Below are 18256 nucleotides of genomic sequence, written 5' to 3' on the forward strand. Positions count from 1 at the left end.
TCCGGTAGAATGCCAGGGATTCAACTTCATACGCTCTACCTAGATTAAGGACACGTAACGTGACCCCACCCGCTCGCCGTGATGGCACACCGGACAAGAAGCAGCAGAGCAACCGCTCTTCTGGCGGCTTCAGGTCCAAGTCCCGTGGCTACAAGCCCGGTTCCAACAAACCGACCACCCGTCAGAACCAGCAGGCGCAGAAAAAGGATGAGATTCTCCTCTCCAACGCGAAACCTGCCAGAAAACAACACGTACAGAAAAGCTCCCAGAACTCAGGCGATGACTGGTCGCAGGGTTTCCTCAACCGTAATTCCGGTGAGGGTATCCGTCTGCAGAAGGTGCTCGCGCAGGCCGGTGTGGCCTCGCGTCGGCATGCGGAGATCCTCATCGACAACGGCCGCGTCGAGGTCAACGGCAGGATCGTGACCACCCAGGGCACCCGCGTCAACCCCAACAGCGACGTCATCCGCGTCGATGGTGTGCGCATCAACATCAACGAGGACCTCGAGTACTTCGTGCTCAACAAGCCCCGGGGCATGCACTCGACCATGAGTGATGACCTCGGTCGCCCGTGTGTGGGTGATCTGGTCAGTGAGAAGACCGCCTCCGGGCAGCGCCTGTTCCACGTCGGTCGACTCGACGCCGACACCGAGGGCCTGCTCCTGCTCACCAACGACGGTGAGCTGGCCAACCGCCTCATGCACCCGAAGTACGAGGTCCGCAAGACCTACCTGGCCACCGTGCGCGGCGAGGCGGGACCCAACCTGGTCACCACCCTGCGCAAGGGCATCGAGCTGGAGGACGGCCCCGCCAAGGCCGACTACGTCCAGATCATCGACACCTTCCAGGGCAAGTCCCTGATCCGCCTGGAGATCCACGAGGGCCGCAAGCACATCGTGCGCCGCATGCTCGATGAGGCCGGTTTCCCCGTCGAGCGTCTGGTGCGCACCAAGCTGCACACCGTCCAGCTGGGTGAGCAGAAGCCGGGTTCCCTGCGCGCCCTCAACGCCTCCGAACTGGCCAGCCTGTACAAGGTGGTCGAGCTGTGACAGAGATTTCCAACATGCCCGATGGTGGTCTGATCATCGCCATTGACGGCCCCTCCGGCACGGGGAAGTCCACCACCTCGCGTGCGCTGGCCACCCGCCTCAACGCCAAGTACCTGGACACCGGCGCGATGTACCGCGTGGCCACCCTGCATGTGCTCAACCAGGGCATCGACCCGGCTGACACCGACGCCGTGATCACCGCCACCGCGGCCCTGCCGCTGGCGATCTCCGATGATCCCTCCTCCACCGAGGTGCTGCTGGCCGGGGTGGATGTGCAGACTGAGATCCGTGGCCCTGAGGTCACCTCACATGTCTCCGCGGTCTCCGCCATCCCCGAGGTGCGCGATAACCTGGTGAACCTGCAGCGCGCCCTGGCCGACCGCGCCCACCGCTGCGTGGTCGAGGGCCGTGACATCGGAACCGTCGTGCTTGTCGACGCCCCCGTCAAGGCCTACCTCACCGCCTCCCCGGAGGTGCGCGCGCAGCGCCGTTACGACCAGGACACGGCAGCCGGCCGTGCCGCCGACTTCGATGAGGTGCTCGCGGCCGTCGTCAAGCGCGATGAGCTGGACTCCACCCGGGCGGCGTCCCCGCTGAAGCCGGCGGAGGACGCCCACATCATCGACACCTCCGCAATGACCATGGATGAGGTCCTGACCCATCTGATCCAGTTGACTGAAGCCTCCGCTGAAAGGAGCAACCAGTGACCGACAAGAAAAACATGCCGGGCGAAGAGGACGACACCGTCTTCGTCTACCACACCCCCAAGGGTGAGATGGATGTCGAGGGCGCCTTCGCCGACGAGGAGGAGCTCGCCCCCCACGGTGGCTGGGCCTCCAAGGACTTCGACCCATCCGAATTCGGCTATGACGACGACTTCGCCCCCGATGACTCCGACGAGGACGAGGACGATGACGACTACGAATTCGACGAGGATGATTTCGCCGCCCCCGACTTCGGTGAGGACTACACCGAGGAGGAATGGGAGGAGCTCGAACGCTCCCTCGGTATCGAGCGCAGGGAACACCTCGAGGAGTCCCTGTGCACCGTCGCCATCGTGGGGCGCCCGAATGTGGGCAAGTCCACCCTGGTCAACCGGTTCATCGGGCGTCGCGAGGCCGTCGTGGAGGATTTCCCCGGCGTCACCCGCGACCGCATCTCCTACCTCTCCGACTGGGGTGGCCAGCGCTTCTGGGTGCAGGACACCGGCGGCTGGGACCCGAATGTCAAGGGTATCCACGCCTCCATCGCACACCAGGCGGAACTGGCCATGGCCAGCGCCGATGTCATCGTCTTCGTGGTCGACACGAAGGTCGGCATCACCGAGACCGATGCCGTGATGGCCCGCAAACTCAAGCGCGCCGATGTGCCGGTCATCCTGGTGGCCAACAAGTTCGACTCCGATTCCCAGTGGGCCGACATGGCCGAGTTCTACGCACTCGGCCTGGGCGATCCCTTCCCGGTCTCCGCACAGCACGGCCGCGGTGGTGCCGATGTCCTGGACAAGATCCTCGAGTCCTTCCCCGAGGAACCCCGCGCCAAGTCCATCGTCGAGGGACCCCGCCGCGTGGCCCTGGTGGGCAAGCCGAACGTGGGTAAATCCTCACTGCTGAACAAGTTCGCCGGTGAGGAACGCTCCGTGGTGGACAACGTCGCCGGCACCACCGTCGACCCGGTTGACTCCATCATCCAGCTCGATCAGAAGATGTGGAAGTTCATCGACACCGCCGGTCTGCGCAAGAAGGTCAAGACCGCCACCGGGCATGAGTTCTACGCCTCCCTGCGCACCCGCAGCGTCATCGACTCCGCCGAGGTCTGTGTCCTGCTCATCGACTCCTCCGAGCCGATCACCGAACAGGACCAGCGTGTGCTCGCCATGATCACCGACGCCGGCAAGGCCCTGGTCGTCGCGTTCAACAAGTGGGACCTCATGGACGAGGACCGCCGCTGGGAACTCGACCGCGAACTGGATCTCCAGCTCGCCCACATCCCCTGGGCCAAGCGCATCAACATCTCCGCCAAGACCGGCCGCGCCCTGCAGCGCCTCGAACCGGCCATGATCGAGGCTCTGGAGAACTGGGACCGACGTGTCTCCACCGGCCAGCTCAACAACTGGCTGCGTGAGGCCATCGCCGCGAACCCACCACCCATGCGCGGTGGCCGCCTGCCACGTGTGCTGTTCGCCACCCAGGCATCCACCCGCCCACCGGTGATCGTGCTGTTCACCACCGGCTTCCTCGAGGCCGGTTACCGCCGCTACCTGGAGCGTAAGTTCCGTGAGCGTTTCGGTTTCAACGGCACCCCCATCCGCATCGCGGTCCGCGTGCGGGAACGCCGGGGCAAGGGCGGCAAGAAGCAGTAGGCTGACCCGCCGGTGGTAATGAGACCCCGGGGGCTGCCATGAACCGGCGCGTGGATCAACGCGCCGGGGATGGTGGCCTCCGGGGTCGTACCATTGGTGCACACCCCATAATCACGACATCGGTACTGATGTCGTGGATGCGATGTCAGGGCTACAGGGTGAGTGGTGCCGGATCAGCCCAGCAGGGTGTACAGATCGGTGCGCATCACTGCCGGTTCAATGGCCTGGGAGGGGTCGGTGATGTAGACCTCCCAGAAGGGGAACGCCAGCTGCTCCCCGGATTCACCGAGCCCCTGCAGGAAGCTATTCCATGCGGGCCCCAGGCCGTGGTACTCACCCATGTAGGACACCCGCGCCAGCTTGCCCGCCGGCAGGATGGACGGTCCCACCACCAGGCCGTTGTCGGCGGTGATCTCCTTCTTCAAGGGTGCATCAATAGGGATGCCCAGCTCGAAGGTGACGGTCTCGGTGGGCAGGCGGTGGTGCAGGGAGAAGGGGGCACCGATGGGATTGACACCGGCCTGCACCAGGGCCGGGAACAATGCCGCGAAGGTCGTGTCGAAGGCGGTGGTCATCTCGGCCATGGGGAAGTCCTCGAAGGACACCACGGCGGTGGGCACCGCGGTGACCTCCAGGGTCTCCACGGCGGTGATCGGCGGGCAGTTCATGTAGAAGGTGTCCTCAGTCGTCATGGGAACCACTCTACTGCGCCCGCGTGTGCACTCACCGCCCCAGCAGGAAACCGTCACAGCGGTAGGGAAGTGCGACCTGCGCGCCGGGTTCATGTCCGAGGTGCTCGTACAGGTACCAGGTGAGGTTGCCGTCAACCCGGGCGCGGGTCCTGGCGTCGGACCGCAGCCAGTAGGAACGGGTGTGGGTCAGCTGGATGATCTGCTCAGGGGTGAGGTGCTGTTCCCAGGTGGTGCGCACCTCCCGGGTGATCCGCCATGGTGAACACACCGAGGGCACGAAGCCCGGTTTGAGCACATCACCGGCGTGCATGATCCGGCTGAGGCGGTGCACCCAGGGGATCCGGGTATCCAGGTTGTTCCACACCAGCAGCACCGCGCCGCCGTCTGTCACCACCCGGTCGAATTCCGCTGAGGCCGCCGGGACATCCACCCAGTGCCAGGTCTGGGCGCAGGTGATCAGATCCACCGTCCCGGAAACCAGGGCGGTGTGTTCCGCCGTGGCCTGCCAGCAGGGGATCCGGGGATGGTTGCGCCGCAACACGCGGAGCATGTCCATGCTGGGGTCCAGGGCGGCGACATCGTGCCCGGCGTGGTCAAGCTGGCCGGTGAGTTTGCCGGTGCCCACCCCGACGTCCAGGACCCGGCTGAAGCCAGCGGCCAGGTTCAGGATCTCTGTGGGATAACCGGGACGGACATCCTCGTAGGTGTCGGAGCCCTCGGTGAAGGCCAGGCCGGCGCTGGCGCGGTGTGCGGCCCCGGAGAAGACCGGCGCGTCACGCCGAGAGACCGGGGGAATCGGTGGATGCAGTGGAGGCAGTGGGGAGCGTGGTTCAGTCATGTCGGGGAGTTATCTTATCCGTACCGGCGCACACCCATTAGCGATATATCGACACACCGACCCATGGGTTAGGATCAGATCTTGTGTCTGTACCTATGAAAACGCCCGATAACGGCAGCATCGTCGATTATTCGGCGCTGCCCGGGCCCGGCGCGCAACCGTCCCGGATGCCACCACTTGATGCCCGGATGTGGACGCTGAAGGTGGCGCTGTCTCAACATCCGTGGAGCTATATCGCCTCGGTGGGCATGGCCATCACCTTTGTCTGCAATGGTCTCACCCCGGTGGTGGTCGGTCGTGCGGTTGATGAGGCGATCGCCGTGGGGGAGCTGCGCCGCCTGGTGTTCTGGATCCTCATGCTCATGCTGCTGTTTGCCACCTCCATCTTGGTGAACTGGGTGGCGCGCTACATGATGGTGCGCAGCCAGCAGCTGGTCAGTCATGATCTGCGCACCATGGTCACCGACCGCATCCAGGATCCGCGCGGGTTCAGGGGGCGGGGCCGCACGGCCGGTGGCCTGCTGTCGGTGGCCTCCAGTGACACCCAGCGGGTCGGTGATGTGGTGATGATGACGGTGTTCCCCGTCGCGGAGGTGGCCTCCATCATCTACGGCGCCACCCTCACCTTCCTCATCAGTCCGTGGCTGGGGTTGGCTGTCCTCCTGGGTGGACCGCTGCTGGTGATCATCGCGCTGCGCACGGCCCGGCCCCTGCAGGCCAGGTCGGTGGAGCGGCAGAAGGCTATCGCCCAGGCCTCGGCTACCGCCACCGATGTGGTGCAGGGCCTGCGGATCCTTAAAGGCCTCGGGGCGATCGTGACGGTGCGCCGCCGCTATGAGGAGGTCTCCACCAACGCCTACCGCAAGACGGTCCACGCCAGCGCCGCCGAGGCACGCCTCAACGGCGTCACCGAGGCCAGCGGTGCGATCTTCGTCTCCGGCATCGGCATCGCCGCCGGTTTCCTCGCCCTCAACGGGCAGATGAGCATCGGTGAGCTCATCACCGTCGTCGGCCTGACGCAGTTCCTCATCATGCCGATGACCATGCTGGGCAAGAACGTCGCCTCGCGCTGGGCATCGGCGGAGGCCTCGGCGAAACGCATCCGCGAGGTGCTGGGGGCGGAGTTCGAACGCACCTCCGAGCTGGAGGCCGACACCGCGCAGCGGATCATCTCCCGTCTGCCCCGCGGTGTGACCGTGGTGGGTGCCGACCCGCAGGTGGATCCCGACCCGATCATCGCCACACTGGAATCCCTGCCGCGCACCCGGGTGATTGTCGCCCCGCACGCAGCCGACCTCTTCGACGGCACCGTCGCCGACAATGTCCACCCGGACCGGGCTATCGCCGATGAGGCCATCCGCGTGGCCTCCTGTGATGATATCCCGGGAGGTGCGGACAAGATGGTCGGGGAGGGCGGACGGATGCTCTCCGGCGGCCAGCGACAGCGCGTGGCACTGGCCCGGGCGATCGCCGCCGATGCGGAGGTGCTCATCCTCCAGGACCCCACCACCGCGGTGGACTCCGTGACCGAGCAGAACATCGCCGGGCAGGTCGCTGCCTTCCGGAAGGACCGGGTCACCGTGGTGTTCAGCGAGGCGCCCGCCTGGAGGGCCGTGGCCGACCAGCAGCTGGAACCGGCCGCACTGGCCACACTCCTGGCAGAGGTTCCAGCGGGAGAGGACCGGGCCGATGGATAGGGCGTCGACAAGCTTCCCCCTGGCCACCCTGCCGCAGGTCAGGCACGAGGTGGGCAGGCAACTGGCGCGCATCCCACACGCCGGCCGCTGGTTCGCGCTCGCCATCGTGCTGCTCAGCGCGGGGTCATTCGCCACCGTCAACGTGCCGAGGCTGCTCGGCCACATTGTCGACCTGGTCGCCCAGAACCAACCCGCCGAGCAACTGTGGCAGACCGGTGGACTGCTGCTGGGCATCGCCATCACCGGCGGGGTCTTGAGCGCCAGTGGCTTCTACCTCGTGGTGCGCATGGCCGAACGGGTCATCGCCAACCTGCGCGAGGATATGGTCGGCACCGCCCTCGGTCTGCCCACCCACCGCGTGGAGGACGCCGGCACCGGCGATCTGGTCAGCCGTTCCACCGATGACGTCGCGGAACTCTCCTCCGCGGTCACCGAGACCATCCCGATCCTCACCTCCTCGATGTTCACCATCCTGGCCACCACCATCACCCTGTTCACCATGGACTGGCGGTTCCTCATCATCCCGCTGCTGGTCGGGCCGGTCTACTACCTCGCCTCACGCCACTACCTGGGCCGCGCGCCGGGTCGCTACGCCCGTGAACGCGCCGCCATGGCCGAGCGGGCCCGGCGCGTGCTGGAGGCCATCCGGGGCCGGGCCACCGTGCGTGCGTTTTCCATGGAGGAGCAGATGCACACCCGCATCGAGAACGCCTCCTGGACGGTGGTCACCCGCGGTATCCGGGCGCGGACCACCATGCTCATCCTCACCACGTGGATGCTGTGTGCGGAGTTCCTCATGCTCGCCCTCGGACTGTTCATTGGCTACTGGCTGGTGGCCGCCGGGGACATGACCGTGGGTGCGGTCACCGGTGCGCTGTTGATGCTCATCCGTCTGCGCGGCCCGATGAACATGTTCATGCGCGTGCTCGACACCGTCCAGTCCGGGTATGCCTCCCTGGCGCGCATCGTCGGTGTGGTGGCCGACCCGCCGGTGCCCGTCCCCGACAGTGGTGCGTCCGCGCCGGAGGGGCGCGTGGAGTTGCGCAATGTGAGTTTCAGCTACGGCAACGACTGGGCGGTGCGCGATGTGAGCCTGCACATCCACCCCGGGGAGACGGTCGCGGTGGTGGGCGCCTCGGGCGCCGGTAAGACCACGGTGGCAGCCCTGGTGGCTGGCCTGCGCGTACCCGACGAAGGTGAGGTGCTTGTCGACGGGTTCCCCGTCGCCGAACTCTCCGACCGCGAGCGCATCGCCCGCCTGGCGATGGTCAGCCAGGAGGTCCATGTCTTCTCCGGGACCCTGCGCCAGGACCTCACCCTGGCCAGGCCCGGGGCCACCGACTCAGAACTCCTCGCTGTGCTGGAACGTGTGCAGGCCCGGGACTGGTTCGACAAACTCCCCGACGGCCTGGACACCGTGGTTGGTGCACGGGGCATCCAGCTGGAACCAGTGGCGGCCCAACAGCTGGCACTGGCGCGGGTGCTGCTGCTGGACCCGGCGATCGTGATCATGGATGAGGCCACCGCCGAGGCGGGATCCGCCGGGGCCGGGGCACTGGAGGCCGCCGCCGAGGAGGTCACCCGCGACCGCTCAGCCCTGGTGGTGGCACACCGTCTCGATCAGGCGTCCCGTGCGGATCGGATCCTGGTGATGGATGGGGGACGGATCGTGGAGCAGGGCACCCACGGGGAACTGATCGCCCGGGGTGGGATCTACCACCGGCTGTGGTCGGCGTGGAGTGTGGGTAGGTAAACAGGGAGAGGGTTGAATGTTCATGCCATTGAACATTAAGATTCAAAGGCATGGATTGGTCTAATATCATCTTCGCGTTCAGCCTGACGCTGTTCGCAGGGCTGGCGACGGGTGTGGGTGGCGTCATCGCAGTCGCCCGCAAGGCGCCGGGGGAGAGGTTCCTCGCCGGCTCCCTCGGTTTCTCCGTGGGTGTGATGCTCTTCGTCTCCTTCGTGGAGATTCTGCCCAAGGCGGTCGAGGAGCTCACCGGCGTCTGGGGTGAACGGGGTGGAAACTGGGCGGCTACCGGTGCCTTCTTCGCTGGTATCGCCCTCATCGCCGTCATCGACCGCCTGGTACCCACCGCCATCAACCCCCACGAACCGTCCACCGTGGGCGGCGCGGTGGAGGGGTACGAGCGTCGCAGCCGGATGATGAGGGCCGGGGTGCTCACCGCGATCGCGATCTCCATCCACAACTTCCCCGAGGGCTTCGCCACCTTCGTCGCCGGCTTGACGGACCCCAGAATCGCCATCCCTGTCGCCGTCGCGATTGCCATCCACAACATCCCGGAGGGCATCGCCGTGGCCGTCCCCATCCGCGAGGCCACCGGCTCCCGCGGGAAGGCCCTGAAATGGGCCACCCTCTCCGGCCTGGCCGAACCCGCCGGCGCTGTCGTTGGCTTCATCCTGCTCATGCCCTTCCTCGGCCCGGAGGCCATGGGCCTGTCCTTCGCCGCGGTCGCTGGCATCATGGTGTTCATCAGCCTCGATGAGCTGCTGCCCACCGCGATCAGCTCCGGCCGTCACCACACCGCCATCTACGGCCTCGTCGGTGGCATGGCTGTCATGGCTGTGAGTCTGCTGCTGTTCATCTAGATGAGTAAGTCCTAATAGAGTTCCCCGACGAAAAGGTCTATACAAAAATACGGGGAGAGTGTTTGAGTTGAAGGTGTGAACAATAACCTAAACACTCTCCTGACCACACTCTACGTCACCTTAGTCGACGATGTCTTGCCTTCTTTAGGTATCAATCGCACCCACCGACCAGGTAGAAAACCAGCCCTGGACGACGCCGAGCTCCTCTGCCTGGTCATCGCCCAACACCTCCTGCACGGCACCTCATCGGAGACACGATGGGTGCGCTACGCCCACCAACACTTCAGTGAGATGTTTCCCGATATCCCGCAACAATCCGGGTATAACAAACGCGTCCGTGCCGCTAGTTCACTGATTTCGCTGGTGATCACTGCCCTGGCTCGAGATACCGCCTCCTGGTACGACCTGTGCCGTTTGCTCGATTCCACGCCAATTCCGTGTGCGATGTCAAGAGAAACGGTGAAACGATCAGATCTGGCCGGGTATGCCAACTATGGGTATTGCGCGTCGCATTCGCGGTATTTCTGGGGGTTTCGTCTCTACCTGGTGTGTGCCCCGGATGGAATGCCGGTGATCTGGGGACTGGCTGATCCAAAGATTGGGGAACGCGAGGCTGCCATGGTGTTATTAGCCCATGACCAGCATCTTCTTTCTACGGGCCAGGTGATTGTGGCGGATAAGGGGTTTGCCGGTTGTGACTTTGAGGGGTTTATCTCCCACGAGCTGGGTGTGGAGTTGATTCGCCCGGATCGCAAGAATGAGGCTCACAGGTATGGGGATCTTGGCGGGATCAGGCAGTGGGTGGAATCCGTGTTCGACACCCTCAAGGACCAGTTGGGATTGGAGCACCACCGGGCAAGAAGCCCTGGTGGTGTCTATGCCAAGGTGGCGGGCAAGTTGTTGGCGTTAGCATCTGTGATCTGGCATAACTGGCGTATCGGTGCACCTGATAAGCGCTCACTGACAGCTTATGATCACTGAACCTATTAGGACTTAATCATCTAGTTCTCCCCGGGGTGCCCGTGGGGCCACCCTGATATACACCCCTGGGGGGTTGGGAGTTCAATCGCCAGGGGTGCCTGAATCAGCAGATAGACCCCGGTGTTCGATGGGTGAACCAACCCCTGTGGGGCGGGAAAGCGGGCGCAGAGCGAACGGGAAAAAAATAGTGACAGCCATCTCTTTCTAGAAGTTAATGTGATCTGAAACTAAAAATGGTTGCCCTCCGGGGTGCCACCCAGTTCTCTAGAAAGTGCATTGACATGGCTCAACACCCCTCGATACGCCCCTACCGATTTGCCCTCGCAGGATTGGGATTCGTCACAGCGGTGGCGCTCACCGCCTGCGGGAGCACCGCCGCATCCGACACGGCTGGGATCACCCCCGCAGCTGAAAGCCAGGAGCAACCCAATATCATGATGATCCTTCTCGATGACCTCGGTTATTCAGATCTGGGAGCCTACGGTGGAGAGGCGGAGACCCCCAATATCGATGCCCTGGCGCAGGAGGGGGTGCAGTTCACCAACTTCCATGCCACCCCACTGTGTGCTCCCACCCGGGCAGCGCTCATGACCGGGCAGGACCCGCACCGCGTTGGGTTGGGATCAATGGAGGGGATGGCACCCCCCGGCGTGGATCAGGACACCCCGGGGTACAAGGGAAGCCTCGAAGGTGACTTCACCGGGATTGCAGAAGTGTTATCCGACACTGGTTACGACACCTACCAGGTGGGCAAATGGCACCTCGGGAGGGAAGCGGAACAGCGTCCCTCCGCGCTGGGATTCGACGAGAATTTCACCATGTATGATGCGGGTGCCTCCTATTACCCGGATGCCCTCCGCCTGTTCAACCGTCCGGTGGAACCGGTGAACACGGTTGTTTATGAGCGCAATGGCGAAACCCTCGACACGCTGCCCGATGACTTCTTCGCCACCCGTAGTTACACCGACGAGGTCCTCCAGCAGGTTGACCAGAGCGTGGAAGCGGACCAGCCGTTCTTCACCTACCTCGGATACACCGCCCCACACGATCCGCTTCATGTGGAGAACAAGGAACTCATCGACAAGTACCTTGATGTCTACCTCGACGGATACAACTATGAGGAGCTCCGGACCCAGCGTATTGAGCGTATGGCTGAGATCGGCCTGATTGATGCTGACGTCGCCACCCGGTGGCCGGACCAGGTCCCCAGCTGGGATTCCCTCACCGTGGAACAGCAAACCGACATGGCTTACCGCATGGCCGTCTACGCCGCTGTCCTTGAGGAAACCGATGACCAGATCGGGCGTGTCATCGACCATCTGAAGGACACCGGCGAATATGACAACACACTCATCGCCGTGGTCAGTGACAATGGAGCCTCTGCCAGTACGCAGTTGATGTATGAACCCCACGGATCAATTGACGGGTGGCACGACCAGGTCTATCCATCGACCGGGGATGTCTCAACCTACGGAGACCAGGGTTCCTTCCCCTCCATGGGGTTACCCAATGCGCAGGTATCCTCGGGGCCGTATTTCCAGGCCAAGAACACCCTCTTTGAAGGTGGCACCCGTGTGCCCGCCATCATCAAGGCCCCGGGCGGGGGCCAGGAACGTCGTATCGTGGACACCTTCGCCCACATCACCGACCTGTATCCCACCTTCGCTGATTACGCTGGCGGTGACCTCAACGCGATCGACAACCTGCTGGGCGACTCCGTCCGACCGGTGCTGGAGGGCACCTCGGAGACCATCGGAGATGATGAGTTCGGTACAGAACACTTCGGTCATCGGGCCTACCGTTCCGGGGACTGGAAACTCATTTTCACCCCGGTCCCCATGGGCGGGACGGGCGAGTGGGCCCTTTACAACCTTGCCGATGATCCAGGAGAGACCACCGATGTTATCGCCGAACATCCAGAGATTGCTGAGGAGCTCGCTGCAAAATGGGATGATTACGCCCGGGATAACGGCGTGGTGCCCGTAGATTTCCCCGCGGTCAACGAGGTTGCCCCTGCTGCTGCCGAAGGGTGGTTCGCCATCGACTGGGCCACCGGCCCTGCACACTGAGGATTACGTCCATGAGTAACTGCTGCTCCCCGTCAAGCGCACAATGGCGTACCACTACCCGGGATTTATCAGATCCTGTCAATCCCACCACTCCATGCAACCCGGAACAATCCCGCGATGCTGTGACACTGCCGGGTGGAGCTTTCCACATGGGCGATCATCACGGGGAGGGGTACCCGGCGGACGGGGAGGGGCCAGTACATGAGGTTCACCTCGCCCCCTTCGGCATTAATGTCACCACGGTCACGAATGCCGAGTTCGGACGATTTATTGAAGCCACAGGGTATACGACGACAGCGGAACGCTACGGTGTCTCGGCTGTATTCTACGCAGCGTTCCAAGGGCAACGCGCTGACATTCTTCGCCAGGTTCCCGGCGTGCCCTGGTGGCTGGCGGTCAAGGGTGCGAACTGGCAGCGTCCCAACGGCCCCGGATCCACCCTGGACGGGCTTGAGGACCACCCCGTCGTTCACGTTTCCTGGGATGATGCCGTTGCCTACTGCACCTGGGCTGGCGGTCGTCTGCCCACCGAAGCCGAGTGGGAATACGCCGCCCGGGGTGGACTGCAGGGCGCACGATATGCCTGGGGGGATAACCTCGCCCTAGACGGGAGGTGGAACTGCAATATCTGGCAGGGGGGCTTCCCCATGGAGAACACCGCCGCGGATGGTTACCTCACCACTGCACCGGTGAAGACCTACACGCCCAATGGATACGGTCTGTGGCAGATGGCAGGGAATGTATGGGAATGGTGCCAGGACTGGTTTGATGCGGAGTACTACTCCCGTGCTTCCTCCATCAACCCGCGGGGACCGGATACCGGTGCGCGCCGGGTGATGCGCGGAGGCTCGTATCTCTGCCATGATTCCTACTGCAACAGATACCGGGTGGCCGCCCGCAATTCGAACACCCCGGATTCCACCTCGGGGAATACCGGTTTCCGGTGCGTTTTCGATAGTCCTTGAGCATCCCCGCTCTACGAGGATGCACAAAGCAAAAGGCCAGAAAGTGAACTTCACTTTCTGGCCTGCTATTTGTCGGACTGACAGGATTTGAACCTGCGACCCCTACACCCCCAGTGTAGTGCGCTACCAAGCTGCGCCACAGTCCGCCGTTTCCACATAATACTGACACAATACAGGCTGGGAACCATCCTGTTTGCTCTGCGGCAACGTGATCAGGTTACACCAGTGTGATCATGAAACGAAAATCGGCAGGTGGAAGGGCTGAACGCGGGTGATCCCCGGGGCCGGAAGGACCGGCCCACCCGACGCTTTATTCGGCCACGTCCCCGAGGGAGTAGACCCAGCGTCCGTCCATCTTGCGGAAGGTGGAGTCCTCCTCCTGTACGCCGTCGGCAAGCCCGCGGTGGAAGGCCTGGAATTTCACGCGTCCGGTGGCATCGAAGGGGCCACCGCCCTCGGTCTCAAGGATCTCCAGGCGGTAGAACTCGAGCCGGTCATCCAGGGTCAGTTCCGCAGGCCGGGTGGCCGGGTCCCAGGTGTCCAGCAGGTAGTCGGTCTCACCGGCGGCGAAGGCCGTGAACCGGGAGCGCATGAGGGCCTCGGCGGTGGGGGCGTGGTGGTTGCCGGCGTGGTAGCGGTGGCAGCACTGTCCGTAGGTGAGGCCGGTGCCGCAGGGGCAGCGCAGGTCGTAGTCATAGGGCATGGTGTGTTTTTCCTAATCCTCGTCAACTAGTCTTCGTCGTCAATGATGACCCCGTGGCTGAGCATCTGCTCAACCTCGGAGGTGCCGGCGGCGGCCAGGAGTTCCCGGCGCTGGTCCGGGCTCAGGTCACCGATCAGGGCGATGCTGCGGCGCAGGGTGGTCGGGGCACCGGTATCGGAGACGACGCGGGAGATGGTGACCTGGACGTCGTCAAGCCTGGTGATGCGCGCCTCGCGCGCGGCGTGGCGGATCTGCTGGGACGTCGCGGCAGCGAGCGCGGCGACCAGCAGGGAGACGGGTGTGTAGCCGAGGTCGCGCCCACCGGCCTGCTTCTCCCGGTCGGTGATGAAGCTGTGACGCCCGGTACGGACCTCATCGGCGTAGCGGGTGCTCCCGATCGAGGTGGCGGTGGCCACGTCCGCCGGCAGGGGGCCGCGGTCGGCGATCTCATTCTCCGGCACCAGGAACGGATCGATCCAGTTGCGGATGATCTTCGCTGCCCGCTGGGCGGCCCCGTCGCGGGTGAGCAGGTGATCGGCCTTGTCCAGGGACACCAGCGACTTCGGGTAACGCGTGACCTGGAAGATCTTCTGGGCGTTGTCCACGCCGACGGTCTGGTCGATCGGGGAGTGCACCAGCAGCAGTGGTGCGCGCAGTCGACGCAGGTGGTCGACCGGGTTGGTGTCGGCCAGATCCTCCAGGAACTCCCGTGAGATGGTCACCTCACGCCCGCCCAGGGTCAGGGCCACCGCGCCCTGCTCATCCACATCACCGATGTGGTCGGCGAAGTGCAGAACCGCGTGCGCCGGATCGAAGGGTGCACCGATGGTGGCCACACCACCCAGGGACCGGATGGAGGACGCCGCCTTGAGCGCCGCCGCACCACCCAGTGAATGCCCGATGAGCAACTGCGGTGCAGAGTAATTCTCCTCCAGCCAGGTGGCCACGGCGATGATATCCCGGACATTGGAGCTGAAGGTCGTCTCCGAGAAATCACCCTCCGACTGGCCGAGGCCGGGGAAATCGAAACGCAGACACGCGATACCGGATTCCGCCAGCGCCTTGCTCACCCGTGCTGCACCCGGCGTGAACCTGGAACCGGTGAAACAATGGGCGAACATCGCATACGCAACCGGGGCGGTCGCGGGCAGATCCAGGGTGGCTGCCATCATCAGACCCTCTGATGATGGAACCTTCACACTCACCGAATGCACGGCATGCACCTTCCAATGGTTATTTGAGACCAGACGTCTCCACCCTAGGTGGATCCTTCCCGCAGGTCACGGCCCGAACCGTGTCTTATTGGACAAGATTGCACCGTCAAGCAATCCAGGTCACTAAAACGGGAGTCGGCCACCCGGAAACCATGTGGTGTGGGTTAAAGTCGGATGGATGTACTCATCGAGCTCACTGGAGGTTTGAGCGTGGCTGGTTTCGACTGGTTCTGGAAGGCACTCGGCGGCAAACAGGGTCGCAATCAGAAACGCAGCCTGGCGATCGTCGACCAGGCCGAGGCGCACACCCGCGACCTGGAGGCGCTTGACGACGCCCACCTCGCCGCCCGTGCCCGGACGTTGGTCGGGGATGGCACGCCCCAGGACCCGGCCGAACTGCTCGCGGTCCTCGGCATCGCCGCGCACCGCACCCTCGGCATGCGCCCCTTCCCGGTGCAGTCCCAGGCCGTACTGCGCCTCATCGAAGGCGATGTCGTGCACATGGCCACCGGCGAGGGCAAGACCCTGGTCGGCGCCATGGCCGCCACCGGCCTGGGCCTGCAGGGCAAAACCGTCCACTCCATCACCATCAACGACTACCTCGCGGTCCGCGACGCCGAATGGATGCGCCCCCTGGTCGAGTTCTTCGGATTGAGCGTCGGCGCCATCTCCGAGACCATGACCCCGGAGCAGCGCCGTGAGGCCTACCGCTGCGATGTGGTCTACGGCTCCGTCAGTGAGATCGGCTTCGACGTCCTGCGCGACCAGCTGATCACGCGCCGGGCCGACGCCGTCCAGCGCCGCGCCGATGTCGCCATCATCGACGAGGCGGACTCCGTGCTTGTCGACGAAGCCCTCGTCCCCCTCGTCCTCGCCGGCAACCAACCCGGCCACGCCCCCCGCGGCAAGATCACCGAGGTGGTGCGCCGCCTGAAGGAAAACGACCACTACACCGTCTCCGAGGACCGCCGCAACGTCTTCCTCACCGACAAGGGCGCGGCCGCCCTCGAACAGGCCCTCGGCATCACCAGCCTCTACGACGACGAGCACGTGGGCACCACCCTCGTCCAGGTCAACCTCGCCCTCCACGCCCAGGCCCTGCTCATTCGCGACATCCACTACATCGTCCGCGACGGCAAGGTCCAACTCATCGACGCCTCCCGCGGACGCGTCGCCGACCTCCAGCGCTGGCCCGACGGCCTCCAGGCCGCCGTCGAGGCCAAGGAGGGGCTCGCCGTCACCGAGGGCGGCCGCATCCTCGACACCATCACCCTCCAGGCACTGGTGGGCCGATACCCCATGGTCTGTGGCATGACCGGCACCGCCGTCGAAGCCACCGACCAGCTGCGCACCTTCTATAACCTGCACGTCTCCGTCATCGAACGCAACAACCCCCTCAGGCGTTTCGACGAGGCCGACCGCATCTACGCCACCATGGCGGAGAAGAACCGAGCCATCATCGAGGAGATCGCCCACCTGCACCACACCGGCCAACCCGTCCTCGTAGGCACCCACGACGTCGCCGAATCCGAGGAACTCGCCGACGCCCTGCGCGACCTCGACATCGAGGTCAGCGTCCTCAACGCCAAGAACGATGCCGAGGAGGCCCGGATCATCGCCGAGGCCGGTGACATCGGACGGGTCACCGTCTCCACCCAGATGGCCGGCCGCGGCACCGACGTCCGCCTCGGCGGGCCCGATGAGTCCCACTACGACCAGGTCGTCGAACTCGGTGGCCTCGCCGTCATCGGCACCGCCCGCCACCGCACCGCCCGCCTGGACAACCAGCTGCGCGGACGCGCCGGGCGCCAGGGTGATCCGGGACTGAGCCTCTTCTTCGTCTCCCTGGAGGACGACGTGGTGGTCACGGGCGGGGCGGGGGAGAGTGTCACCGCCCAACCGGATGCCACGGGTTTGATTGATTCCAACCGTGTCCGCGACTGGGTGGCGCACTGCCAACGTGTCACCGAGGGCCAGCTGCTGGAGATCCACTCCCAGACCTGGAAGTACAACAAACTGCTGGCTGATCAGCGTGTCATCATCGACGAGCGTCGCGCCCGTCTGCTGGATACCGATCTAGCATGGCGGGAGCTGTCCGAACGCGCCCAGGACCGGGCGGCCGGGCTTGAGGGGGTGGACCGGGAGGTACTCGAACAGGCTGCACGCGACATCATGCTCTACCACCTGGACCTCAACTGGTCCGAGCATCTGGCCCTGATGGATGATGTCCGCGAATCCATCCACCTGCGCGCGATTGCCCGGGAGACTCCACTGGATGAATACCACCGCATCGCCGTTCGGGAGTTCAAGACACTGGCGCAGCAGGCGGTCGATGATGCGGTGGAGACCTTCCGCACCGTGGTCATCGACGACCGGGGTGCACACCTGGAGGATGCGGGCCTGGCGCGTCCCTCCGCGACGTGGACCTACATGGTGTCCGACAACCCGCTGGCGGGCTCGGGCAACTCGGTTATCAGTGGAATCGGAAATATCTTTCGCTGATTCGGTTTTCATTTCAGCAGGTCACACCAAACTTTCAGAAAACCGGAAACCGCTGATGAGGGTTCTTGCGCCCGTCGTCCACGCGCACGGGCTATGATGAATTACGTTAAGAACAATGTCGACACGGAGGAATTTCAATGAGCGACAACACTGGCACACCGGAGCCACAGGTCGAGACCACCTCGGTTTTCCGCGCCGATCTGCTGAAGGAGATGTCGGGTGCTGGCAGCGCTCCTGCAGCAACTGGTGCTGACAACCTCCCCGCGGGTTCCGCGCTTCTCGTGGTGAAGCGTGGCCCCAACGCCGGCGCTCGATTCCTGCTGGATCAGCCCACCACCACCGCTGGTCGTCACCCGGAAAGTGACATCTTCCTGGATGATGTCACGGTCTCCCGTCGTCACGCGGAGTTCCGCATCAACGAGGGTGAGTTCGAGGTCGTGGACGTCGGATCCCTCAATGGCACCTACGTCAACCGCGAACCACGTAACTCGCAGGTTCTCCAGACCGGTGATGAGATCCAGATCGGCAAGTTCCGACTGGTCTTCCTCGCTGGCCCCGCAGCGTAGGGGAGCAA

General features: G+C 64.3%; 15 protein-coding genes and 1 tRNA gene. 11 read left to right on the plus strand and 5 right to left on the minus strand.

The genetic code is table 11. The features are described from left to right. Positions 1–59 precede the first annotated feature (59 nt). From CE_RS07775 to der, 3 genes are read left to right on the plus strand one after another with little or no spacing between them, the layout of a single operon-like run. Positions 60–1049, plus strand: coding sequence for a pseudouridine synthase (locus CE_RS07775; protein WP_006767557.1), 990 nt, complete (start codon positions 60–62; stop codon positions 1047–1049). Continuing rightward, complete coding sequence (gene cmk / locus CE_RS07780; protein ID WP_006767558.1) at positions 1046–1756, plus strand: (d)CMP kinase; 711 nt, start codon at positions 1046–1048, stop codon at positions 1754–1756. Before CE_RS07775 ends, cmk begins: the two co-directional genes overlap by 4 nt. Beyond that, positions 1753–3411: a ribosome biogenesis GTPase Der gene (der, locus tag CE_RS07785; protein WP_006767559.1), complete on the plus strand. Its 1659-nt coding sequence runs from the start codon at positions 1753–1755 to the stop codon at positions 3409–3411. Before cmk ends, der begins: the two co-directional genes overlap by 4 nt. A gap of 173 nt (positions 3412–3584) precedes the next feature. Here der and CE_RS07790 read toward each other — a convergent pair whose 3' ends face one another. Together CE_RS07790 and CE_RS07795 are read right to left on the minus strand one after the other, a co-directional pair. Next, positions 3585–4103, minus strand: coding sequence for a GyrI-like domain-containing protein (locus tag CE_RS07790; RefSeq protein ID WP_006767560.1), 519 nt, complete (start codon positions 4101–4103; stop codon positions 3585–3587). Between the two features lie 31 nt (positions 4104–4134). Then, positions 4135–4941: a class I SAM-dependent methyltransferase gene (locus tag CE_RS07795; protein ID WP_006767561.1), complete on the minus strand. Its 807-nt coding sequence runs from the start codon at positions 4939–4941 to the stop codon at positions 4135–4137. 95 nt (positions 4942–5036) lie between these two features. On the opposite strand from CE_RS07795, the gene CE_RS07800 reads away from it, so the two are divergent. The 6 genes from CE_RS07800 (at position 5037) to CE_RS07825 (ending at position 13263) form a co-directional block, all read left to right on the plus strand. Next, positions 5037–6638 carry an ABC transporter transmembrane domain-containing protein gene (locus tag CE_RS07800; protein ID WP_006767562.1) on the plus strand — a complete coding sequence of 534 codons (1602 nt, stop codon included), beginning with the start codon at positions 5037–5039 and terminating at the stop codon, positions 6636–6638. Beyond that, positions 6631–8391, plus strand: coding sequence for an ABC transporter ATP-binding protein (locus CE_RS07805; protein WP_011075510.1), 1761 nt, complete (start codon positions 6631–6633; stop codon positions 8389–8391). The genes CE_RS07800 and CE_RS07805 overlap by 8 nt, the downstream gene beginning before the upstream one ends. 50 nt (positions 8392–8441) lie before the next feature. Further along, positions 8442–9248, plus strand: coding sequence for a zinc transporter ZupT (zupT, locus tag CE_RS07810; protein WP_011075511.1), 807 nt, complete (start codon positions 8442–8444; stop codon positions 9246–9248). Between the two features lie 75 nt (positions 9249–9323). Further along, complete coding sequence (locus tag CE_RS07815; RefSeq protein ID WP_011075450.1) at positions 9324–10229, plus strand: IS982-like element ISCef2 family transposase; 906 nt, start codon at positions 9324–9326, stop codon at positions 10227–10229. Positions 10230–10510: 281 nt separating this feature from the next. Next, the gene (locus tag CE_RS07820; protein WP_231295000.1) at positions 10511–12298 is read left to right on the plus strand and encodes an arylsulfatase; all 1788 of its coding nucleotides are present in this window, start codon (positions 10511–10513) and stop codon (positions 12296–12298) included. After that, positions 12259–13263 carry a formylglycine-generating enzyme family protein gene (locus CE_RS07825; RefSeq protein ID WP_011075512.1) on the plus strand — a complete coding sequence of 335 codons (1005 nt, stop codon included), beginning with the start codon at positions 12259–12261 and terminating at the stop codon, positions 13261–13263. Before CE_RS07820 ends, CE_RS07825 begins: the two co-directional genes overlap by 40 nt. Before the next feature lie 72 nt (positions 13264–13335). Here CE_RS07825 and CE_RS07830 read toward each other — a convergent pair. The 3 genes from CE_RS07830 to CE_RS07840 form a co-directional block, all read right to left on the minus strand. Next, positions 13336–13409, minus strand: a tRNA-Pro gene (locus CE_RS07830). A 164-nt stretch (positions 13410–13573) separates the two neighbouring features. Then, positions 13574–13966 carry a YchJ family protein gene (locus CE_RS07835; RefSeq protein WP_006767569.1) on the minus strand — a complete coding sequence of 131 codons (393 nt, stop codon included), beginning with the start codon at positions 13964–13966 and terminating at the stop codon, positions 13574–13576. A gap of 26 nt (positions 13967–13992) precedes the next feature. Continuing rightward, the gene (locus tag CE_RS07840; RefSeq protein WP_035108796.1) at positions 13993–15180 is read right to left on the minus strand and encodes a bifunctional alpha/beta hydrolase/OsmC family protein; all 1188 of its coding nucleotides are present in this window, start codon (positions 15178–15180) and stop codon (positions 13993–13995) included. Between the two features lie 210 nt (positions 15181–15390). Here CE_RS07840 and secA2 point away from each other — a divergent pair, with 210 nt between their 5' ends. Beyond that, positions 15391–17682, plus strand: a complete 2292-nt coding sequence (secA2, locus tag CE_RS07845) for an accessory Sec system translocase SecA2 (protein WP_035108882.1) — start codon at positions 15391–15393, stop codon at positions 17680–17682. A 137-nt stretch (positions 17683–17819) separates the two neighbouring features. Then, complete coding sequence (gene odhI, locus CE_RS07850; protein WP_006767572.1) at positions 17820–18248, plus strand: oxoglutarate dehydrogenase inhibitor Odhl; 429 nt, start codon at positions 17820–17822, stop codon at positions 18246–18248. The last annotated feature ends 8 nt before the right edge of the window (positions 18249–18256 follow it).

It is taken from the genome of Corynebacterium efficiens YS-314, assembly GCF_000011305.1.
GTDB lineage: Bacteria > Actinomycetota > Actinomycetes > Mycobacteriales > Mycobacteriaceae > Corynebacterium > Corynebacterium efficiens.